At 49.5% G+C, this 20,988-nt stretch carries 19 protein-coding genes and 2 riboswitches; of the genes, 3 read left to right on the top strand and 16 right to left on the bottom strand.

Features of this window, described 5'->3' with window-relative positions; genetic code table 11:
* Positions 1-20: 20 nt before the first annotated feature.
* From kdpA to C558_RS0121950, 4 genes are all read right to left on the bottom strand, one after another.
* On the bottom strand, positions 21-1,700 hold the full coding sequence (gene kdpA / locus C558_RS0121965; RefSeq protein WP_026264072.1) for a potassium-transporting ATPase subunit KdpA: 1,680 nt from the start codon (positions 1,698-1,700) through the stop codon (positions 21-23).
* A gap of 184 nt (positions 1,701-1,884) precedes the next feature.
* Positions 1,885-2,052, bottom strand: a riboswitch (cyclic di-AMP (ydaO/yuaA leader).
* A gap of 92 nt (positions 2,053-2,144) precedes the next feature.
* A riboswitch (cyclic di-AMP (ydaO/yuaA leader) is annotated at positions 2,145-2,332 on the bottom strand.
* Positions 2,333-2,739: 407 nt separating this feature from the next.
* On the bottom strand, positions 2,740-3,744 hold the full coding sequence (locus tag C558_RS0121960) for an inorganic phosphate transporter (RefSeq protein WP_018758458.1): 1,005 nt from the start codon (positions 3,742-3,744) through the stop codon (positions 2,740-2,742).
* Positions 3,745-3,863: 119 nt separating this feature from the next.
* The gene (locus C558_RS0121955; protein ID WP_018758457.1) at positions 3,864-4,475 is read right to left on the bottom strand and encodes a DUF47 domain-containing protein; all 612 of its coding nucleotides are present in this window, start codon (positions 4,473-4,475) and stop codon (positions 3,864-3,866) included.
* Positions 4,476-4,686: 211 nt separating this feature from the next.
* Positions 4,687-5,754, bottom strand: a complete 1,068-nt coding sequence (locus C558_RS0121950; RefSeq protein ID WP_018758456.1) for a DUF3048 domain-containing protein — start codon at positions 5,752-5,754, stop codon at positions 4,687-4,689.
* A gap of 297 nt (positions 5,755-6,051) precedes the next feature.
* On the opposite strand from C558_RS0121950, the gene C558_RS0121940 reads away from it, so the two are divergent.
* Both C558_RS0121940 and C558_RS0121935 read left to right on the top strand, forming a co-directional pair.
* The gene (locus C558_RS0121940; RefSeq protein ID WP_018758454.1) at positions 6,052-6,555 is read left to right on the top strand and encodes a DoxX family membrane protein; all 504 of its coding nucleotides are present in this window, start codon (positions 6,052-6,054) and stop codon (positions 6,553-6,555) included.
* Positions 6,556-6,686: 131 nt separating this feature from the next.
* Entirely contained in the window at positions 6,687-6,983 is a 297-nt protein-coding gene (locus C558_RS0121935) for a DUF3784 domain-containing protein (protein ID WP_018758453.1), read from the top strand.
* A gap of 70 nt (positions 6,984-7,053) precedes the next feature.
* Here C558_RS0121935 and C558_RS0121930 read toward each other — a convergent pair whose 3' ends face one another.
* Complete coding sequence (locus C558_RS0121930) at positions 7,054-7,356, bottom strand: hypothetical protein (RefSeq protein ID WP_018758452.1); 303 nt, start codon at positions 7,354-7,356, stop codon at positions 7,054-7,056.
* Positions 7,357-7,452: 96 nt separating this feature from the next.
* Positions 7,453-8,289: an alpha/beta hydrolase gene (locus C558_RS0121925; RefSeq protein ID WP_018758451.1), complete on the bottom strand. Its 837-nt coding sequence runs from the start codon at positions 8,287-8,289 to the stop codon at positions 7,453-7,455.
* A 239-nt stretch (positions 8,290-8,528) separates the two neighbouring features.
* On the opposite strand from C558_RS0121925, the gene C558_RS0121920 reads away from it, so the two are divergent.
* Positions 8,529-9,203 carry a phosphatase PAP2 family protein gene (locus tag C558_RS0121920; protein WP_018758450.1) on the top strand — a complete coding sequence of 225 codons (675 nt, stop codon included), beginning with the start codon at positions 8,529-8,531 and terminating at the stop codon, positions 9,201-9,203.
* 56 nt (positions 9,204-9,259) lie between these two features.
* On the opposite strand, the gene C558_RS0121915 is transcribed toward C558_RS0121920, so the two are convergent.
* The 10 genes from C558_RS0121915 to C558_RS0121865 form a co-directional block, all read right to left on the bottom strand.
* Positions 9,260-9,439: a hypothetical protein gene (locus tag C558_RS0121915; protein WP_018758449.1), complete on the bottom strand. Its 180-nt coding sequence runs from the start codon at positions 9,437-9,439 to the stop codon at positions 9,260-9,262.
* A gap of 327 nt (positions 9,440-9,766) precedes the next feature.
* Positions 9,767-11,032: a phosphoribosylamine--glycine ligase gene (gene purD, locus C558_RS0121910; RefSeq protein WP_018758448.1), complete on the bottom strand. Its 1,266-nt coding sequence runs from the start codon at positions 11,030-11,032 to the stop codon at positions 9,767-9,769.
* Positions 11,033-11,265: 233 nt separating this feature from the next.
* On the bottom strand, positions 11,266-12,813 hold the full coding sequence (gene purH, locus C558_RS0121905; protein ID WP_018758447.1) for a bifunctional phosphoribosylaminoimidazolecarboxamide formyltransferase/IMP cyclohydrolase: 1,548 nt from the start codon (positions 12,811-12,813) through the stop codon (positions 11,266-11,268).
* Positions 12,814-12,832: 19 nt separating this feature from the next.
* Positions 12,833-13,447, bottom strand: a complete 615-nt coding sequence (gene purN, locus C558_RS0121900) for a phosphoribosylglycinamide formyltransferase (RefSeq protein ID WP_018758446.1) — start codon at positions 13,445-13,447, stop codon at positions 12,833-12,835.
* Positions 13,447-14,493, bottom strand: coding sequence for a phosphoribosylformylglycinamidine cyclo-ligase (purM, locus tag C558_RS0121895; RefSeq protein ID WP_018758445.1), 1,047 nt, complete (start codon positions 14,491-14,493; stop codon positions 13,447-13,449). Before purM ends, purN begins: the two co-directional genes overlap by 1 nt.
* A gap of 64 nt (positions 14,494-14,557) precedes the next feature.
* Positions 14,558-16,051 (bottom strand): amidophosphoribosyltransferase, encoded by a 1,494-nt coding sequence (gene purF / locus C558_RS0121890; RefSeq protein WP_018758444.1) that lies wholly within the window; start codon positions 16,049-16,051, stop codon positions 14,558-14,560.
* The gene (gene purL, locus C558_RS0121885) at positions 16,036-18,279 is read right to left on the bottom strand and encodes a phosphoribosylformylglycinamidine synthase subunit PurL (protein ID WP_018758443.1); all 2,244 of its coding nucleotides are present in this window, start codon (positions 18,277-18,279) and stop codon (positions 16,036-16,038) included. The genes purF and purL overlap by 16 nt, the downstream gene beginning before the upstream one ends.
* Entirely contained in the window at positions 18,257-18,946 is a 690-nt protein-coding gene (gene purQ / locus C558_RS0121880) for a phosphoribosylformylglycinamidine synthase subunit PurQ (protein ID WP_018758442.1), read from the bottom strand. The genes purL and purQ overlap by 23 nt, the downstream gene beginning before the upstream one ends.
* Before the next feature lie 4 nt (positions 18,947-18,950).
* Positions 18,951-19,196 (bottom strand): phosphoribosylformylglycinamidine synthase subunit PurS, encoded by a 246-nt coding sequence (gene purS / locus C558_RS0121875; RefSeq protein ID WP_018758441.1) that lies wholly within the window; start codon positions 19,194-19,196, stop codon positions 18,951-18,953.
* A gap of 886 nt (positions 19,197-20,082) precedes the next feature.
* Positions 20,083-20,964 (bottom strand): phosphoribosylaminoimidazolesuccinocarboxamide synthase, encoded by an 882-nt coding sequence (locus C558_RS0121865; RefSeq protein ID WP_018758439.1) that lies wholly within the window; start codon positions 20,962-20,964, stop codon positions 20,083-20,085.
* Positions 20,965-20,988 lie beyond the last annotated feature (24 nt).

The raw sequence follows: 20,988 nt of genomic DNA, 5'->3' as shown, positions 1-20,988 counted from the left end.
TTCACCTCGTTAATTGATCTCTACCCTAATGTCAGGAACTCTGCAATCGGCCCAAGGACGAGTACAGGCAGGAACGTCAATGCCCCAATGAGAATGACCGTTCCGAGCAGCACCCCGGCAAATAGCTTGTTATCAGTGCGGAATGTCCCAATTGTCTCAGGCACCCATTTTTTGCGCACGAGTGAACCTGCTACGCCGAGCAGTGCCACGATGGAGACGTATCGACCGAGGAACATCACAATCCCTGTCGTCATATTCCAGAACGGCGTGTTATCCGCCAAGCCCTCGAACCCGGAGCCGTTGTTCGCTGCCGATGAGGTGTATTCATAGAGCACTTGCGAGATGCCGTGAAACCCTGGATTCGTAATGGCACCCGATCCCAGATCGGTTAAGAACGCAATCGCCGTCGGACCTAAGATAATCAGCGGATGGACGAGAATCGCAATCGCGATCAGCTTCATCTCGTGCGGTTCAATTTTCCGACCCAAGAACTCCGGCGTACGTCCGACCATTAAGCCTGCCAAGAACACCGCGAGGATCGCATACATCAGCATATTAACAAGCCCTACGCCATCGCCGCCGAACACCACGTTCAGCATCATGAGCGACATCGGTACGAGACCGCCAAGCGGGGTTAACGTATCATGCATATTGTTGACCGTACCCGTCGTTGCCGAGGTCGTCACAGTCGTGAATAGCGCGGATTGCGCAATCCCGAATCGTGCTTCCTTCCCTTCCATGCTGCCTTGTGATGTGTCTGCACCGATCGTATTCAAGACCGGATTACCGTTAGTTTCCGAGACATACACAAGACTGAGGAACGCTGCGAACAAGATGCTCATGACAGCGAACACGATCCAGCCCTGCTTCTGATTCCGAGCGAATCGTCCGTACGTATAGGTTAGCGATGCCGGGATACACCACATCATCAGGATTTCGAGCACATTGGTAAGTGGGTTCGGGTTCTCGAATGGATGCGAAGAGTTCGCTCCGAAAAATCCCCCGCCATTCGTCCCCAAATGTTTAATCGACTCGAGCGATGCTACAGGACCAATCGCGATCTGCTGTGTCTCGCCTGTAACCGTGTGCGCTTGAACCGTAGCGTCCAGCGTCTGCGGTACTTGTAGTCCGACCAACACCAGTGTCATTACGATAGCCATCGGGATCAATAGTCTGGTATGGGCCTTCACGAAGTCCGTGAAGAAATTACCAAGCCCTGTGCCCTTCTTCGTTAATCCGCGGATAAAGGCAATCGCCACCACAATTCCTGTCGCCGCCGAAGTGAACATCATCATCATGATGACGATCATTTGCGAGAAATACGATAAGCCTGACTCCCCGCTATAATGCTGTAAGTTCGTATTGGTCATAAAGCTAATAATCGTATTAAAAGATAACGTCGGCTCCATATTGTCGATGCCGTTCGGATTGAGCGGCAGCCAGCGCTGTGTCAGCAAGATGCCGAACCCAACCAAGGTTAATACAAGATTCGTAAGGAGCAAGCTAAGCGCGTATCTTTTCCAAGACATATCGCCGCGGTTCTTCAGCCCGATCAGCCAGAAGATCCCTTTCTCCACCGGACCAAATATCCGATCACTCCGGTTCGGCTCGTTCGAAAATATATGATAGATATACGTACCGAGCGGCTTCACGATCAAGAGCAGCAGCCCGATAACAATCACGATTTGCAATAAATCCATTCCCCAGTTCATAGTCGATCTCCCTTTTCAACAACATTTTAATCAACGTGAAAAAAGTTAATTTTTCTCATTTCCCTTAAAAAAAGGCATAAAAAAAGAAGCCTGCGGGGGAGGTTATCCTTCGCGGCTTCAATAATGGACACGGCGAATCACACCATGCTGCGCACATATTGAATACGTTCAAGTTGCCTCTCTCGAGACGCTTACGAGGTTAGCTGTCGGATTCGGGCCTTGAGAGTCGCCCTACCTTAGCGCCGTACAAGACGGTGCCTTGGATTCACCCCATGGTCAGCTCAGCTGACCGTTGGTTCCCCCGCTCTTTGCCTTAGCAAAGACTCAGCGTTAAAGACATGTAAAACATTTTTCATAGCTTCATCAATCTATTTCACATCATAACCACAGATCCATTTCGCATCTGCAGCCAACGTTCGTCTACACTTTCCTTCATCCTCTCTCATTCGCTTACGAGGTTAGCTGTCGGATTCGGATGGTGAGAGTCACCCTACCTCGGTACCGTTGTACCAAGGATTCACCCCACATGTTCCTGCTCTCGCTCTCACACGAGCCACAGGTTCATGACTTATTTGGTTCCCCCGCTCCTTGCTCAGGCAAGGACTCAGCAATGTTCATGAATCGTATCATACTCCTCGTGTTGCAACTTGTAAAACCTTAAATTGGTTCTAAATGGAATCTGAAAATACTGGAAATCGCCATGAAAGCGTTATGAATGACATGAATCTCTCGAAACCTCCTATTTTCACGCGATAGATTACTTTCGCGCGATTTTCAGGATGAATGTACAGGGTGCCCAGCCATCTTATGTCATTCGCCGCAGGGAAATCCTGCAGTCCTCTTTTTATTAACGGAGCACTTTGGCAGCCAAACCCCCCCCCCTCTGATCAGCAGTGTTTACATCCATAATGTTCATAGACGTGTTGTACACTGTCAACCAAAGGGAGAGCTTAAACCTTTACATTTCACCTCACCGCCACACAAAAAAAGCCAACCCTCTTCACCGAAGGTTAGCTTCTCTCCACATTTATCTATAGAATAATAAATCAATCACTTTGAACACGGCCATCGCAAGCCCGAATGCAATCGGAATCGTCACGATCCAAGAGATGACAATACGACCTGCTAGGCCCCATTTTACCGCCGAAAAACGCTTCGCGGAACCTACACCGAGGATCGCTGAGGTAATCGCATGCGTTGTACTAACAGGCAAATGCGCTAGCGTTGCCGTCATAATAATAGAAGCTGACGTTAAATCCGCTGCAAAACCGTTAATCGGTTCGATTTTGAAGATTTTCGTACCCATCGTTTTAATAATTTTCCACCCGCCGACGGATGTACCGAGTGCCATCGCTGTTGCCGCCGAAATTTTAACCCATAACGGAACATCCAAATTATCTTGTATTCCTGCTGAGACAAGAGCGAAGGTAATGATCCCCATCGCCTTTTGCGCATCATTCGTCCCGTGCGTATAAGACTGAAGTGCTGCCGTCATAATCTGCCCTGTGCGGAAGCCTTTATTGACCGAATGCGGGCTCATTCGACCGAAAATAATCTTCAGGATCGTCATCACGATATAACCAACTACAAATGCAATAAGCGGTGAGAAGATAAGTCCTTCTACGATTTTCGTAAACCCGGCATAGTTCAAGCTGTCTGAACCCGCTCCTATAAAGACTGCACCCGCGAGTGCACCAATGAGTGCGTGGGATGAGGACGAAGGAATTCCGAACCACCAAGTCACAAGGTTCCAGATGATCGCGGCGATTAAGGTCGCTATCACAATCTCTACCCCATTATCCAGCTTGGAGGGGTCTGCGACGCTTCCCCCGATCGTCTTCGCAACCCCGGTAAAGGACAAGGCTCCGATGAAATTCATCGTTGCTGCGAGCAGAATCGCATGCCGCGGCTTGAGTGCGCGCGTCGAGACAGATGTCGCGATGGCATTCGCCGTATCGTGAAATCCGTTAATAAAGTCAAATGCTAGAGCTAGTAAGATAACAATACCTAAAACGATCATTGTATGATCCATAGAAATGTATTGCACAGAACGACTAGAGGTTCTTCAAAAAGGTAACTTTTTGAAACACACTATTTAGGTGTTCCCGCGCAACTCTGTCCTCCTTTATTTCACCTATCGTTCACGCGACCTTAGGAGTTGCGCATAATAATGGTTTCAAGAATATTAGCAACGTCTTCGCAGTTATCCGTCGTTTGCTCTAGACGCTCGTAGATTTCTTTTTTCTTAATCAGCTCAATCGGATCTTTCACCGCAGCGAATAGATCTTTGATACTCTTACGCAGAATATCGTCTGCTTGGTTCTCAAGGTCATTAATAAGGATCGTATGTTCGCGAATCGCAAGCAATTTTTTCTGTGACAATAGCCGAATCGCTTTTTGGATTTCAAATGCGCTATCGAGCAGCACTTTACCAAATTGTTCGATCGAAGCATCGTATTCCTTCACATGGTACATATCAAAGCGCGATGCACAAGCTTCAAGCCCGTCTAACACATCGTCCAGCGAGGTAGCCAGCGACATAATATCTTCACGCTCGATCGGCGTAATGAACGTCTTATTCAACTCTTTAATAATCGTATGGGTGAATACGTCACATTTCGACTCCAGCTCTTTCATTTCCTTGGTGAAAGCTGTCGTATCTCCTGGCTTTGCTACATACTTCGCAAAAATATCCGCGCCTTGGACAATGGAATCGGCCATATTTTGCAGATTTTGAAAAAATACATCGTTCTTCTTAAACATACGCTGTCCCCTCTGCTTCAAATTGCTTAGATTACCTTAATAATGAGAATTATAACCTTTGTTATCTTATCACAAGTGACATAGTGCTTGTAAAGGAATTGTAAAACAAAATCGTGAATTTCTTTTAACAGTTTGTCGATATTCGCCTACAATTATCCAGTCCGCTCGACAAAATTAAATCCGACAAGGAATCCTTGCCGGATTTAACAAATTACCCCACCTGGATATGACTCGCAAATGTTGGAGTGTTTGGAACGATGTTGAGAATTGTCTTCCCCGGGTAGAGTGGCAACTCTTGCCCATCCTTATACAATCGAATGACATCACTTGTCTTGCTGCGCGACCACGTGCAAGAGATGGCTTTGCCGCGTTGATAGAGTACGGCTTCTCCACCCTTCATCAAATTCACATCCAAGCGTCCCACATCGTCTAGCGTACGATGATCCGCTCCCAGCACAACGACATTCGTCGCCGTAAGCGTCTCCTTCGTATTCAGATCGATATGCGGCTGACCGTTGATCGAACGGCTGTAACGCTTGCTCGTCGCATCATAATCATAGGTCACTTTATAGTTCTTGAGCAGGAAGTTGACCGTAATTTTCGCCGCCTCTTCCCCCACAGGCATGTCCTCTTCTTTGGCAAAAGGATACGTGGTCACAGGCACATCTGCCTTATACTTCTTCTTCGCAGCGCCTTCACGCAGCTTCTCTAGCGTTGAATACAGATTGTGCGGTGCTTTTCGTGATTTATCCCGGTAAAAGAACGGCCCGGCGTTCGAAATTTCATCCAAGTGTTCTTTGTGTTGACGTTGAAGGACCGCATACCCGTCGGTACTCGCCCCGGCATGCACCAAGACCCCTTGGTAGCTATCGCCAAGATCAATGAGATATGGACGGATGCTGCGAATCGGACCAATGGGTTCCTGGAAATTCTCACTCTGGAAAATAGCCACAAGCCGCGTAATCCCGCCTTCTGCGAGCACTTCATACAGCATATCCGCATGGGTAAGTCCAGACTGTGGTCTTGCCTTGGACATATTATTGATCATGACTGCGATTGGCCTTGCGGTTACTGGCTCTGCTGTGGGTAACCCTGTTAATGGCGCAATATAAGCCTTGGTCGGATCTTGCTCTGATTCCTGTTCCTGTGCTGGTTGTTCCGTGGATTGCGGCTCAGGTGTGCTCTCAACTTCAGGCGTTTTACTCGTGCAAGCACTGAGAAGCAGCGTCAGTAGAATACATAGTATGCTAAGTGTTCGATAGAATGATTTCGACTTCATGAAGACCCCTTTCAAATGGCAAAAATTTGGAACAGATGAAAGTCCATGGTCTTTATTTAAGCATAAAATGGAAGATTTGTCTGTTATTTCGACGCTTGGAGCTATGGAAAAATGTTTTTGGATAGGTGTGATATTTGCGCTTGTGAAAATGTGAACAAAGTATGTACTTCAAATTCATAAATTTTAAATTCGGGCTAATAATGTGATAAAAATCACATGTTGAGGATTAAACTGAATGTATGATTAAGCCATAGAGATAAACAATAATAACTACAAAACGGACTGGAGCTGGTATCAATGTTCACACATTGGTTAAGAAACAACATCGTCGCAGCTTGGCTGCTCACCATCATTCGCGTATATCTCGGCTATCAATGGATCACGGGCGGCTGGGGCAAGATCACAGGCGGAGGCTTTGATGCCGCAGGATTTATGCAAGGTGCAATCGCTAAGGCAACAGGCGATCATCCCGCTGTACAAACTTGGTTCGCGAACTTCCTAGAGCACTTCGCACTACCGAACGTCAAACTGTTCAATGTCCTCGTCCCATGGGGAGAATTCTTAGTCGGCCTTGGACTCATCCTTGGTACATTTACAACATTCGCCGTCTTAATGGGTATGGTCATGAACTTCGCCTTCCTGATGGCTGGTACCGTGAGCACGAACGCACAAATGATCATCCTTGAGATCTTCATCGTCGTCGCTGGCTTCAACGCAGGCCGCATCGGACTTGACTACTTCGTCATCCCTTACATTCGCCGCATGTTCGGCCGTAAGGAACGAGCGAATAGCTATCAATAATGGCACATAGAACATACGCCCTCCGCTTCGTACGGGGGGCGTTTTTTGATATTACACCTGCCTCCCCTACACTCGACTTTCCCGGTCCCTCCCCTTATAATTAATAGATTCTATAGCACGAGGTGAAATCATTGAGTTCTTCGATTCTAGTCATGGGACTGCTCGGATTATTGTTTATCGTCTTCGGCTATTTGATTGGCGTGAAGAAAATGCTCGTCCTCATCGCAGGATATCGCGAAGAGACGTTCACGGGGAATAAAGACAAACTTGCGAAGACCGTGGGTATCGCATATGTGACGATCGGAATCCTTACCCTTTTGCTTCCCTTAGGTCTCGAATATATCGGCTCGATGGCAGGCATCATCTATGCAGCGATCGTCGTCATTGGTGCGGCTAGCTTCATAGCGAAGATGAAACGACGCGATTAATACAAAAGAACCTTCGATCTCCCTCATTTTTGCAGGGAACCGAAGGTTCTTCTTTTTCCTAGATAACGTACTACTTCTTCAATCGTGCAATTTCTTCGGTCACAACCGCTGCGAGGTCATCATTGTTATAAGCAGCAAGCATGCCGAGCACGATATGCTCACCGATTGGTCCCGCTTCTTCCTTCGTTACCGCAATCTTCAGCGCCTCGCGCAGCTCCACATTATCTGCTTGCTGCGGATAGGCCCGCGTATACAGTGCAACAGGATCCAAATCATTGTTGATGCACCACTGTACAAATACGAGAATCATCATACGCTCATCCCGTTCAAATTGCTGGGTCATCTGACGTTCTATTTCTTGTTTGCTATTCATCTGCCGACTCCTTCACGCAACATTTCCATGCCAACTAATCTCTATTGTACTAGGAATCCGCGATGAAATCAGCCCCTGCTTACACGCATTATGAACTTATATACTCCAGTGCTGCCAATCGGAATTACGTTCTTCCAGTGCACGCAGCCACATCTTCGTCTTGCCAATTACCTGTGTCTGATGTGTCCCTGTCGAATACGTATGATCGGCTTGGAAAATAATTTCTTTATCGCAACGGCCATCACTGCGCAGCCAGAAAGTTTTCTCATACAAGAAGCTATAGTCTACAGGAATCACATCGTCACTTGTCCCGTGAATCAATAAGACATCTCCTGAGAATCGGTTCGTTTCTTGGAAAGGCTGATAGAGCCCGAGCGAATCGAAATATTTCGGTGTAAAGCTATATCCCGCGTAGTCCGTCTTCCCTTTGAGCTTCGATTCATCATACCCGTTCCTGCCAATAATTTTCACGATATCATTAAAAGGATAGCCTACGGCCGACCACATAACGAGTCTTTTCACACGGCGATCCTTCACCGCTGTTAGAAGCGCAACCGCTCCCCCCAGGCTATGACCGAGCAGCGTAACTCTCGACAAGTCCACATCACAGCAATCCAGTGCATAGTCTAATGCCGTACGCGTCTGGGCGATCATCGATTCGAGTCCAAGGTCTCCGTACTCACCCGAGCTCTCCCCGCATCCGCCATAATCGAATCGAAGCACTAGGTTGCCTGCAAGCGCCAGCTCGCGCGCTGTCTTCACGAACAATCGATCGACGCCGATCCGGTTGCCCACGAACCCGTGACAAATGACAACTAGCGGAACCCGAAAGCCTTCATGGCCTTGCTTCCCTGCAGAGCAGACACCCTCCGGATAATGAATCGTTCCTGCAAGCTGCAAATCCTCGTGTTTGATCGTAATATGACGTTCCATACGCTCATCTCCCTACTTCCATATCCTTTAACCTTTAATTCCGATAAATTTACTATGAATTATTAAAGTCATATTATCATGAACCTCCAAGCACTGTCAACGGGACAGATATAGAATGATTTTTGGCGGCGATCTATATCTTCAGACTTTCTTTAGTTATCTCTTTGCCGAATCTACAGATTCTCCCGTTACGATAAATTCATCAACGTGCTGCGGCACGCACAAAAGGAGAATCTATCGTGAAACGAAACACTCGTCTGCAATCCCTGCTCCCGCTCCTCTGGTTGCTCGTCATTCCTGTGCTAAATATCTTCTACATGGTGCTGAACCACGGCGGAGAGCAAGTATACAATCTCATGACAGACCTCGACAATGCGATCCCGTTCCTCCCGGTCTTCATCATTCCCTATGTGCTCTGGTATCCCTTCCTGATTGGGGTCTTCGTCCTGTTATGCCTTAAAAATCGCTCTATCTATTACCAGACGCTGCTCGCGGTCATCCTAGGACTGATAGGAAGCTACCTCATTTATTATGTTTTTCAGACGACCGTACCAAGACCCGAACTTCACAATAATGGGATACTCATTCAAATGGTGAAAGGGATCTATACGCTGGATGGCCCGTATAACTGCTTCCCCAGCATTCATGTAATGACGAGCTATCTGCTCTGGATCGGTGCTCGATCATGTCATGCCATCCCCTCCTCCGTCAAAATGATTATTGGTGCGGTTTCATGGTCGATCATCATTTCAACCTTTTTCGTGAAGCAGCATGCCTTATTGGATGCGGTCGGTGCGATCATCCTCGCAGAAATGGTCTTTCGAATCGCCGCCTTGCTGCTCCGCCAGTTATTTGGCTATCGGCCTGCGGTTACTGTACGTCATGTCCAAGAACAACAAAAGCCAATGCCCTGACGTGTTATTGTCAGATCCATTGGCTTTGTCCCAGGACATCGCGTAAGTCTATAACCTTATTCGTACATCCCATAGAATTGCTTCAACAAGAAATTCGTATCGTTGTGATTGACTTCTACACCTGCTTGGTCCACTTCCGAGGTAACAGCATCCGTCGCATCCGCTGTACTCTGAACCTCTTGAGCGGCCTGTACCGACTCATCCTTCTCGCCGTAGTTCACGTCATAACGCTCCATTCTCCATCACCCCACTTTAGCATGCTGTTCATTGCTTCTTCGCTAGTGTGGCAAAAGAGTCCCTCATTCTATTCATGGAGACAAGAAAAAAAGCTTAAGCATCTGCTTAAGCTTCAACCAATCAACTACGTGCTCTGGATAGATATGCCCCGGATCGGTAACAATAGGGGCAATTCCCAGTTCACAGAGGAGCGTCCGTCGACTATGACTTTTCTAGACTTTCTACGTGCATATTGGCTGCCAATTTTACTAATTCTCATCGTTCTGTATGCTGTTATCTATGTGTATAAGAACCGTACTCAATTGTTCCGCAGAGAGTGATCTTGACTAGACGAGCGCTTTATTCGCAATATCCGATCGATTTTGCTTGCCTTCGAACTGAATCCGATCGGCATCGGCATATGCTTTGGCACGTGCTTCAGCAATCGTCGCTCCGAGGCCTACAACCCCAAATACGCGGCCACCGTTCGTTACGAATTGCCCCTGTTCATTGGTTGCCGTCCCCGCGTGGAACACGAGCGCTTCCTGCACTTCATCCAGCCCCTTTACTGGCAATCCCTTCGGATACGATGCCGGGTAACCTCCCGAAGCTAAGATGACACATACCGCCGCTTCTTCGCTCCATTCGATCTCAAGCTCATGCAAGGTTCCGTTCACAGCGGCCAAGAAAATATCGACGAGATCCGTCTTCAGGCGCGGCAGCACCACTTGCGTCTCAGGATCGCCAAAGCGTGCATTAAACTCCACCGTCTTCGGCTTACCATCCGGCGTAATCATTAGACCTGCGAACAAGACGCCGCGGAATGGACGACCTTCAGCGACCATCGCTTTGGCCGTCGGGATCACAATCGTCTCAATTGCCTCGTCAATGATGGACTGTGGAATATGCGGCAATGGTGAATACGTCCCCATACCGCCTGTATTCGGTCCTTTATCTCCGTCATACACTGGTTTATGGTCTTGTGCCGGACTCATCGGACGAACCGTCTCCCCATCAACGAAGGCGAGGATCGACATTTCTTGGCCTGCCATAAATTCTTCAATGACGACTTGGTTCCCGGCATTACCGAATACTTTGCCGACCATCATCTCTTGCAGTGCCTGCTCCGCTTCTTCCATCGTCTGCGCGACGATCACGCCTTTACCCGCTGCTAATCCGTCCGCCTTGATGACAATCGGTGCGGACTGCTGACGCAAATAGGCAAGGGCATCCACGTATTTATCGAACTTCTCATATGCGGCTGTCGGAATGTTGTACTTGCGCAGCAGATCCTTCATAAACGTCTTGCTGCCTTCAATAATCGCTGCATTCTTGCGCGGCCCGAAGACCGGAATCTCCTTCGCTTCGAACACATCGACAATCCCAGCTGCCAACGGATCATCTGGTCCGACGACCACAAGGTCGATCGCATGATCGAGCGCATATTGCGCGAGCTCATCGAACTGACTCTCTGCGATATCGATGCACTCGGCAAGCTGTGCAATTCCCGCATTACCTGGCGCACAGACGAGATGCTTCACTTTCTCGCTCTTCTTCAAGGCCCACACGATCGCGTGCTCACGCCCGCCGCGGCCCACTACCATAACACGCATCCCGCTCACCTCAGTTTAAGTGTAAAAATATATCGTACCTGCGAACCAACCGCTCCGGGTACGGATCGTCCTTCCAATCGCTGTTGTCCTCGGATTTCTTGATCTAACTAAGAAATAATGGTTGAAATCCGAGGACAAAGGCGAACGCTACGCTTTTCCAGCACGATTCCGTCCCCTACGCTGCACTCGCCGCGCATTGAACATGAAACATGTAAATGCCTAAACCTGTAATCTTAGTGCTTGAAATGACGCACACCCGTGCAGATCATCGCAATGCCGTGCTCATTCGCCACGCGAATGGATTCCTCGTCCTTGATCGATCCACCTGGTTGGATGATCGCGGTTACGCCTGCTTTGACAGCCAATTCAACGGTGTCGCCCATCGGAAAGAATGCGTCGGATGCCAACACAGATCCTTGCGCCTTCTCGCCCGCTTGCTCGATAGCGATACGCGCTGCGCCTACGCGGTTCATTTGGCCTGCGCCTACACCGATGGTCATGTCGTCTTTGGCAAGTACGATCGCGTTGGATTTCACGTGTTTCACAACTTTCCAACCGAACAACAATTGCTTCAGCTCTTCAGCCGTCGGTTGACGGTCTGTTACAACCTTCAGATCGGATTCATCCAATTGACGAATGTCCGTCTCTTGAACAAGCATTCCGCCATCGACCGATGTCACGGCGAATTCTGTCTTGCGATCCGTTGAAGCGGAGAACTCGCCCAGCTTCAGCAGACGAATGTTTTTCTTTTTCGCTAGGATATCGAATGCTTCAGGTGTGAAGTCTGGTGCCATGACGATCTCGAGGAAAATCTCGCCGAGCAGCGTCGCTGTCTCTGCGCCGATGACACGGTTCGCCACGACAATGCCACCGAAGATCGATGTTGGATCAGCCGCGTATGCTTTCTGATACGCTTCATGGATCGTCGTACCAATCCCTACGCCGCAAGGATTCATATGTTTAACAGCAACAACCGTAGGCTCATCAAATTCACGAACGATCGAGAGCGCTGCGTTTGCGTCGTTAATATTGTTGTAAGATAGCTCTTTGCCATGAAGCTGTTCCGCCGTTGTAATGTTCCCGAGTCCAGCTAGTGGTTTGCGATAGAACGCCGCGCTCTGATGCGGGTTCTCCCCATAGCGAAGATCTTGAACTTTCTCATACGTCACGGTGTATGTCTCAGGCAATGGCTCGCCCACTTGCTTGGAGAGATAATCCGAAATGAGTGCATCGTACGAAGCCGTGTGACGGAATACTTTGGCCGCAAGACGTTTACGCGTTTCTAGGGTCGTATCGCCTTCAGCACGCACTTCCTCGATCACGCTCGCATAATCCGCTGCATCCACAACCACCGTCACGAACGCGTGGTTTTTCGCCGCGGAACGTAGCATCGTCGGTCCGCCGATATCGATATTCTCGATCGCATCCTCGTACGAGACGCCCGGTTTCGCAATTGTTTCTTTGAACGGATACAAGTTCACGACCACGATATCGATATAATCAAGCCCAAGCTCTTTCATTTGCGCCGTATGCTCTTCGTTATCACGAACTGCGAGCAATCCGCTGTGAACCGCTGGATGCAATGTTTTGACACGGCCATCCATGATCTCAGGAAATCCTGTTACTTCGGAAATTCCGATGACTGGAACGTTCTCTTTCTCGAGCAAGCTCTTCGTACCGCCCGTCGAAATAATCTCAACCCCTGCTGCTGCAAGCTCGCGTGCAAAATCTACAATCCCCGTCTTATCCGATACGCTAATCAGCGCTCTACGAATAGCCACGTCTGATTCCTCCCTCATGCTATGAATGATTGATATGAACAATTCGATCTATTAGTTGAATGCGGCCTTCGCAGAACCACTGCACCACTTGCGGATACAGTTCACGTTCAATGCGTTGAACCGACTGAGTAACGTCGTCAACTTGTACTCCCTCATCAATCGCGACAGCACGCTGGGCAATAATTGGACCTGTATCCATGCCGCCATCGACGAAATGAACCGTGACCCCCGTCACCTTCGTTCCGTAGTCTAGCGCTTGCTGGATAGCGTCCTTCCCTGGAAAGGCGGGAAGCAAGGACGGATGAATATTGATCAGTCGACCGTAGTAAGGCGTCACGAGCGTTTCTGTTATGATTCGCATATAACCCGCCAGCACAACCAAATCGATCTGTTTCTCCTCCAGCTGCTTCAGGATCTCCATTTCATACGCTTCGCGATTCGCATACTGCTTCGGATGGAACAGGAAGGTGTCAACACCAGCCTGTTCAGCGCGCTCAACGACTTTCGCAGTTGGTCTATCACAGACGAGCAGCTCCATCGTCGCATGGAGCTGTCCCTCTTGAATCGCATCGACCAGCGCTTGAAAATTACTCCCGTTCCCGGTAGCAAACACCGCCATGCGCAATCGTTCCATTACACATCCGCTCCTGTGAAGGTAACCACACGCTCTCCTTCAGTAACGGTGCCTAGACGATAGACTTGCTCACCTTGCGATTCCAGCGCAGCAACCGCTTGTTCTGCTTGATCCGCAGGCACCACAATCACCATGCCGATCCCCATGTTAAAGGTGGTGAACATATCCCGATTCGTGATCTCGCCCTTCGACTGCATGAGCTGGAAGATCGGCAGAATCGGCCATGTGCCGTATTCGATGTTCACATTCACGTTCGCCGGCAGCATACGCGGAATATTCTCAATAAATCCGCCACCTGTAATGTGAGCCATCCCTTTGACTTTCACGTCTTCAATCAATTTCAGAACCGGCTTCACATAAAGCTTCGTTGGTTCGAGCAAAGTTGCACCGAGTGTTGCGCCGCCAAGTTCAGGTAACGTATCTGTCAATTGATAGCCGTGTTTCTCGAGCAACAGCTTACGTACAAGCGAGAATCCGTTGCTGTGCACGCCGCTCGATGCAAGACCGAGCACAACATCGCCTGGAGCAATCGTAGAACCATCAATGATCTTCTTTTTATCGACAATGCCGACCGTAAAGCCTGCAATATCATATTCACCTTCGGCATACATGCCCGGCATCTCTGCCGTCTCGCCGCCAATTAGCGCACAACCCGACTCCGAACAGCCATCCGCAATCCCTTTGACAATCGCTTCGATCTTCTCCGGAACGACACGATCACAAGCTAAGTAATCAAGGAAGAACAACGGCTCTGCCCCTTGAACGATAATATCGTTGACGCACATCGCGACCGCATCCACACCGATCGTATCGTGCTTATCCATTGCGAATGCAATTTTGAGCTTCGTCCCTACACCATCGGTACCCGATACGAGAACAGGCTCTTCGTATTTGTCTTTGTTCAATCCGAACAAACCGCCGAATCCTCCGAGGTCTGTCATCACTTCAGGACGGAACGTTCTTTTGACATGCTTCTTCATACGCTCGACTGCTTCATTTCCTGCTGCGATATCGACGCCAGCTTCTTTGTAGGCTTCTGAGGACATCATGTACACTCCTTTTACAATCTGGTGGTCAATCTATCGTTCACAATTCGATCTATCTATTCAATCAGTCGCATCCGCAACCGAATTTCTCTGTCCCGTGAAACTGCACTTCTGTCGGGTAATCATTATCAAAACAAGCCAGACACAATCCGCCATTCATCTCATTCGTCGAGTAGCTATCAATTGCTTCGATCAATCCGTCTTTCGAAAGGAAAGCCAGCGAATCTGCATTAATCTCCTTACGAATTTCATCAATCGATTGATAAGAAGCGATCAATTCCTTGCGGCTCGGGGTATCAATTCCATAGAAACATGGATTCTTAAAAGGTGGCGATGTAATCCGCACATGGACCTCTGTCGCACCCGCTTCCCGCAGCAAGTTGACGATGCGACGAGACGTTGTCCCGCGCACGATCGAATCATCGATCATGACGACGCGCTTGCCTTCCACGACTTTACGTACGGCGCTAAGCTTCATTTTCACACCTTGCTCCCGGAGCTCTTGGCTCGGTTGAATGAAGGTACGGCCTGTGTATTTATTTTTGATCAGCCCTAATTCGTAAGGAATTCCTGTCTCCTCGGCATAGCCGATCGCGGCAGAAATACTCGAATCCGGCACCCCAGTGACGATGTCTGCATCCACGAAGGATTCCTGCGCCATCTTCTTGCCCATCCGCTTGCGAGCGGCGTGAAGATTCGAACCGTTCAAATCCGTATCCGGGCGGGAGAAATAGATGTATTCCATCGCGCATAACGAACGACGCTGTGTCTCGGTATAACGATCTTCCTTCATGCCTGTGCTATCCAGAATAAGCATTTCTCCGGGCTGAATATCGCGAACCAACTCTGCGCCAACGACTTCGAACGCACATGTCTCCGAAGCGAACAAATACGCATCGCCGAGACGACCCATCGTAACCGGACGAAGCCCGTTCGGGTCAGATGCAACGATCAACTTGTCGTTCGTCATGATGAGGAACGCAAAACCGCCAACCAGCTTCTGAAGAGCTTCTTTCGTCGCGGTGACGAAATCTTTGGATGACCGTGCGATGAGATGCGCGAGCACTTCGGTATCACTCGATGTCTGAAAAATCGAACCCGAGGACTCGAGTTCACGACGAATTTGATTCGCATTCACGATATTCCCGTTCGTCGCAATCGCAAGGTCTCCATCACGGTACTTGAACACGAGCGGCTGCGCGTTGGCGAGCTTACTCTCGCCTGATGTCGAGTAACGCACATGACCGATGGAACGTGAGCCGATCAAGGACGCTAAAAGGTCTTTATCGAACACCTCTTTCACAAGTCCCATCCCGCGGTGATAGTTAAAGTCGCCGCCATCTGTGACACAGATCCCCGCACTCTCTTCACCACGATGCTGAAGAGCGTGCAAGCCATAATACGACAAGGATGCTGCGTCGGGGTGACCGAACACCCCGAACACGCCGCATTCCTCTTTTAACTTGTCAAAAATATCGTCTCGACCCATACCCTCATTGTAGTACTCGCCTACCCACAACTTCGGAGTGGTCTCAGATGCATTTATTTCATGAGACATGGAATCGCATCCTTCCAAACCTTCGCAAATTGAGATACAGGAGCTGCAATTGCAGGTTTGCCGTTCACCGTGATGGTTAGATCGCTGCCTTGCACGGCTCCGATTTGCTGAACAGGTACCCCTTGCTCACGCACATAAGTCGCTAACGCTTCAGCATGTGATGCAGATGCTGTTAATAGAATGCGGGATTGGCTCTCGCTGAATAATGCGAAATCCGGACGTATTTCTGTTGCGAAATTTACCGAAGCGCCAATGTTGCCGCTGATGCAGCTCTCTGTTACGGCTGCGGCAAGACCACCCTCGGACAAGTCATGCGCCGATGCCACAAGTCCCTGCTGAATCGCGCCAAGCACCGTGTGGAGTAATGTGCGTTCTGTCGCCAGATTAAGCTGCGGCGGTCTGCCTTCGGTTACGCCGTGAACGACATATTGGAACTCACTGCCGCCAAGCTCTGCTTGCGTATCGCCGAGTAGGAAAATCACGTCGCCTTCGTTCTTGAACGCTTGCGTTGTAATATGATCTGTATCGTGTACAAGCCCTACCATCCCGACGACTGGTGTCGGGTAGATCGCGCCGTTCTTGTTCTCGTTATACAAGCTGACATTTCCGCCGATAACCGGCGTATTGAGCTCACGGCAAGCTTCAGCCATGCCATCTACAGAACGTTCCATTTGCCAGAAAATATCCGGTTTCTCCGGGCTGCCGAAGTTGAGGTTATCCGTAATTGCTAGTGGTTCAGCACCGGAACAAACGATGTTACGAGCCGCTTCACTAACCGCGATGCGTCCGCCTACTTCAGGATCAAGATAGACGTAACGACCGTTACAGTCCGTTGTCATCGCAAGCCCTTTGCGCGTGCCGTCTACAAGAACGACTGCTGCGTCCGAACCTGGACGAACCGCTGTGCTCGTACGAACCATGTGGTCATATTGGTTGTAGACCCACTCTTTGCTTGCTACCGTTGGGGAAGCAAGAACTTGCTCTAATGCACGGTTCAAGTCCGTCACTTCTTCATAACGCGTTGTATCGATGCTCTCGTTCGCTGTGTAATACGCAGGAACAGCCGATGGTTTGTTGTATACCGGACACTCGTCAACAAGTGCTTGCACTGGCATATCGCCGACCACTTCGCCATTGTGGATCAGACGCAGACGACCATCATCGGTTACTTTACCGACTTTGGCACAAATAACGCCCCAACGTTCGAAGATCTCCATCGCTTGCGCTTCGTCCTTCGGTTCAACCACGAACAACATCCGTTCTTGCGACTCGGACAGCATCATTTCATACGCCGTCATGTTCGGCTCGCGCTGCGGCACTTCATCCAGGTATAGCTCGAGGCCGTTCCCTGCTTTACTCGCCATCTCTGCGCTAGAGCAAGTTAAGCCTGCTGCACCCATATCTTGAATACCGACAACGATACCGGCATTAATTAATTCCAATGTTGATTCCATAACCAGCTTCTCCATAAATGGATCGCCGACTTGTACCGCAGAACGTTTCGCTTCCGTCTCAGCTGTCAATTCCTCGGATGCGAATGTCGCGCCATGAATCCCGTCACGTCCTGTTGGAGGTCCAACGTAGAACACTGGATTCCCAATCCCTTTGGCAACGCCGCGTTGAATTTTATCATGATCGATGAGGCCCACACACATGGCATTGACGAGCGGGTTGCCTTCATAGCTCTCATCGAACATCACTTCCCCTGCAACGGTAGGAATCCCGATACAGTTCCCGTATCCCGCAATCCCGGACACGACATGCTCGAACAAATATTTCGCACGTTCGGATTCTAGTTTCCCGAAACGTAGAGAATTCAATAGGGCAACAGGTCTTGCACCCATCGAGAAAATATCGCGGATAATCCCGCCCACCCCTGTCGCTGCGCCTTGATACGGCTCTACCGCGGAAGGGTGATTGTGACTTTCGATTTTGAATACAACCGCTTGATTGTCGCCGATGTCGACGATCCCTGCGCCTTCGCCCGGTCCCATCAGGACACGTTCTCCGGTTACCGGAAAGCGGCGAAGCAGCGGTTTCGAGTTCTTGTATGCGCAGTGCTCTGACCACATGACACTGAATACACCAATCTCGGTATAGTTCGGCTGACGGCCTAGAAATCCACAGATTAATGCGTACTCGGATTCGGATACGCCAAATTGCTTGTAAATTTGCTGATCAGCGATTTGCTGTGCTGTTGGCTCCTTAGCCGATACTTGCTGCGTCATGTTGTTCCCTCCATGCATTCAAAATCGATGTAAACATTTTCTTACCGTCTTCCGAGCCTAACAGCTGATTCACTGCGCGCTCTGGATGCGGCATAAGACCCAGGACATTACCCTGTTCGTTACAAATCCCTGCGATATCTTCCATGGAGCCGTTCGGGTTATCCGAATAGCGGAAAATAATCTGGTCGTTCTTCTTCAATTGTTCAAGCGTTACTTCGTCACAATAGTAGTTGCCTTCGCCATGCGCGATCGGAATATCGATCATTTCGCCAACTTCATACTGGTTCGTGAAAGCTGTCTTATTATTCTCTACACGTAGAATTGTCGAGTGGCAGCGGAATTTCAAAGACATGTTCCGGCGAAGTGCACCCGGCAGCAATCCCGCTTCCGTCAATACTTGGAACCCATTGCAGATCCCCATCACATATTTGCCTGCTGCTGCAGCCTTCGCCACTTCAGCCATAACCGGTGCGAAGCGTGCAATCGCGCCGCTGCGTAGGTAGTCACCGTAGGAGAATCCACCAGGAATCAAGATGCAATCATATTTGGATAAGTCCGTCGCTGTATGCCATACGTAATCAACCGGCTGCCCAACTGTCTGTTCCACTGCTTTATAGCAATCGATATCGCAGTTGGAACCTGGAAATACGAGAACTGCAAAATTCATTCCCTTAACCCTCCAATTCAAAGCGATAGTCTTCCACTACCGTATTCGCCAACAGTTTTTCGCACATTTGACGCACACGTTCTTCCGCTTCCACGCGATCTGTCGTATCGATTTCGAACGCCATATACTTTCCAATTCGAACCTTGCTTACTTCACTAAATCCCATGGAATGAAGTGCGCCTTGAACGGCAACGCCTTGCGGATCCAATACGTTTTCCTTCACAGTGACATACACGGTTGCTTTGAACATCGATTATTTCCTCCTAGAGTGAAAAATTATTGATAAAAATCGAGATTGTTTATTCCCTTGGGCAGGGGGCCTTATTTTAAAAAACCTTTTTGCCATCCCCCTAAATCCCCCTTCCATCTGGAAAGGGGACCCCAGGGGCTACGCCCCTGGACCCCGAAATCGGTCGAATGACTGACTGTGGCGGAATCTATCTAACTTGTGTGCAATGATCGCTCTTATGTGGAACGATGTTTCGATATTGCCTCTAGCACTATCGAAACATCGTTCCACATACGCTTGCCATACGAGTGTATCTAGTAACTTCAAATCTATCGGTGGAGATGCAAAAGGGCGTGCCTCGGTCGATACCATGTGCTAGGAGCGCTACTGTGCGTGGGGTTGCCTATCCGGCGACCCCGGCGCACACGCTCTACCACACCGAAATCATTGCCTGCTTCTCGCAGATCAGCAGGTCATATAACTGCTATTCGCTTGCAGCTTCATCGTGCGGCCGATGCTCGGCGCCCTTGCTGCTTGCGATTTCCGCTAGACGCGGGGCTGTTCTAGGCTTTGCCTGAACGGCAACTCCCCAGCGCTTCTCGCTTGCCGTGCGGCTGATTCTCAGCGCACTCGCTTCCAGCGTCATTCGCATGACACCGTTCTCGCCTCTGGCTGAACGGTGTACCCTTTGCCCCTCCCCCTCGTGAGGGGGACGGTGTAGGCTGGGATGAAGATGGAATTAGGAAGGAAAAGTGGGTGTAGCAGCTGGAGAGCGATAGCGCTCGCCTTTGAAATCGGGAAATATCCATAAAATCCAATCAAAACTTACCCGATTTCAACAGCGATGGAAGATGATACACCTACGTTCCGCCCCCTATTTCCAGCTTCATCCCCTCATCATTCCAATCTACTCCGTCAATCTCCGATAAATATCCTGATATCGACGTGTCGTCTCCGCCACCACTTCAGCCGGCAACGGATCCGGCACGCTGTTCTTATCCCAGTCGCTGTTCGCCAGATACGTGCGCACAGGCTCTTTATCCATACTGTCAATCTCGATGTTCAATGCATAATTCTCTTTTGCCCAGAACCGTGCGGAATCCGGGGTAAACAACTCATCAATCAATATCACCTTGCCGTCGATCAAGCCGAACTCGAACTTGCAATCCGCGAGGATAATACCGCGCTGCTCGCAATATGCATGTGCGAAGGTGTAGAGCTGGAGGCTCTTCACTTGTAGCTCATGGGCTAACTCTTCGCCGACTAGTTCCTTCATACGATCGAAGGAGATGTCCTCATCATGTCCCACATCATTTTTCGCAGCCGGCGTGAAGATTGGCGCTGCGAAGCGCTCATTCTTCTTCATCCCTTGCGGTAATGTAATCCCGTTAATCGAACCCGATTGCTGATACTGCCGCCATCCGCCACCTGTAATGTACCCACGAACGACACATTCGATATCGATACGTTCTGCTTTTTTGGTAACCATGATGCGATCTTTCAGTAAGGACGGGTCTGTGACTAGATCCCCTAGTTTCTCGACATCCGTATGAACGACATGATTCGGCTCAATTGCCGCCGTCTGTTCGAACCAGAATGCCGCCAGACGATTGAGTACATTCCCCTTCTCAGGAACCGCAGGCTCCAGCACATAGTCAAAAGCGGAAATGCGGTCGGTCACGACGATTAAATAATGTTCCCCAAGATCGTACAACTCGCGCACTTTCCCTTTATAGAGCAGCGGCGCTTTTACTAGATCAACAGCAGATGAAATCGCTCTGACAGACACGTTGTTCCTCCCCTTCTCCCTCTT

The organism is Paenibacillus terrigena DSM 21567, from assembly GCF_000374845.1.
GTDB classification, from domain to species: Bacteria; Bacillota; Bacilli; order Paenibacillales; family Paenibacillaceae; genus Paenibacillus_K; species Paenibacillus_K terrigena.
This window is presented reverse-complemented; position numbering and strand designations above follow the sequence as displayed.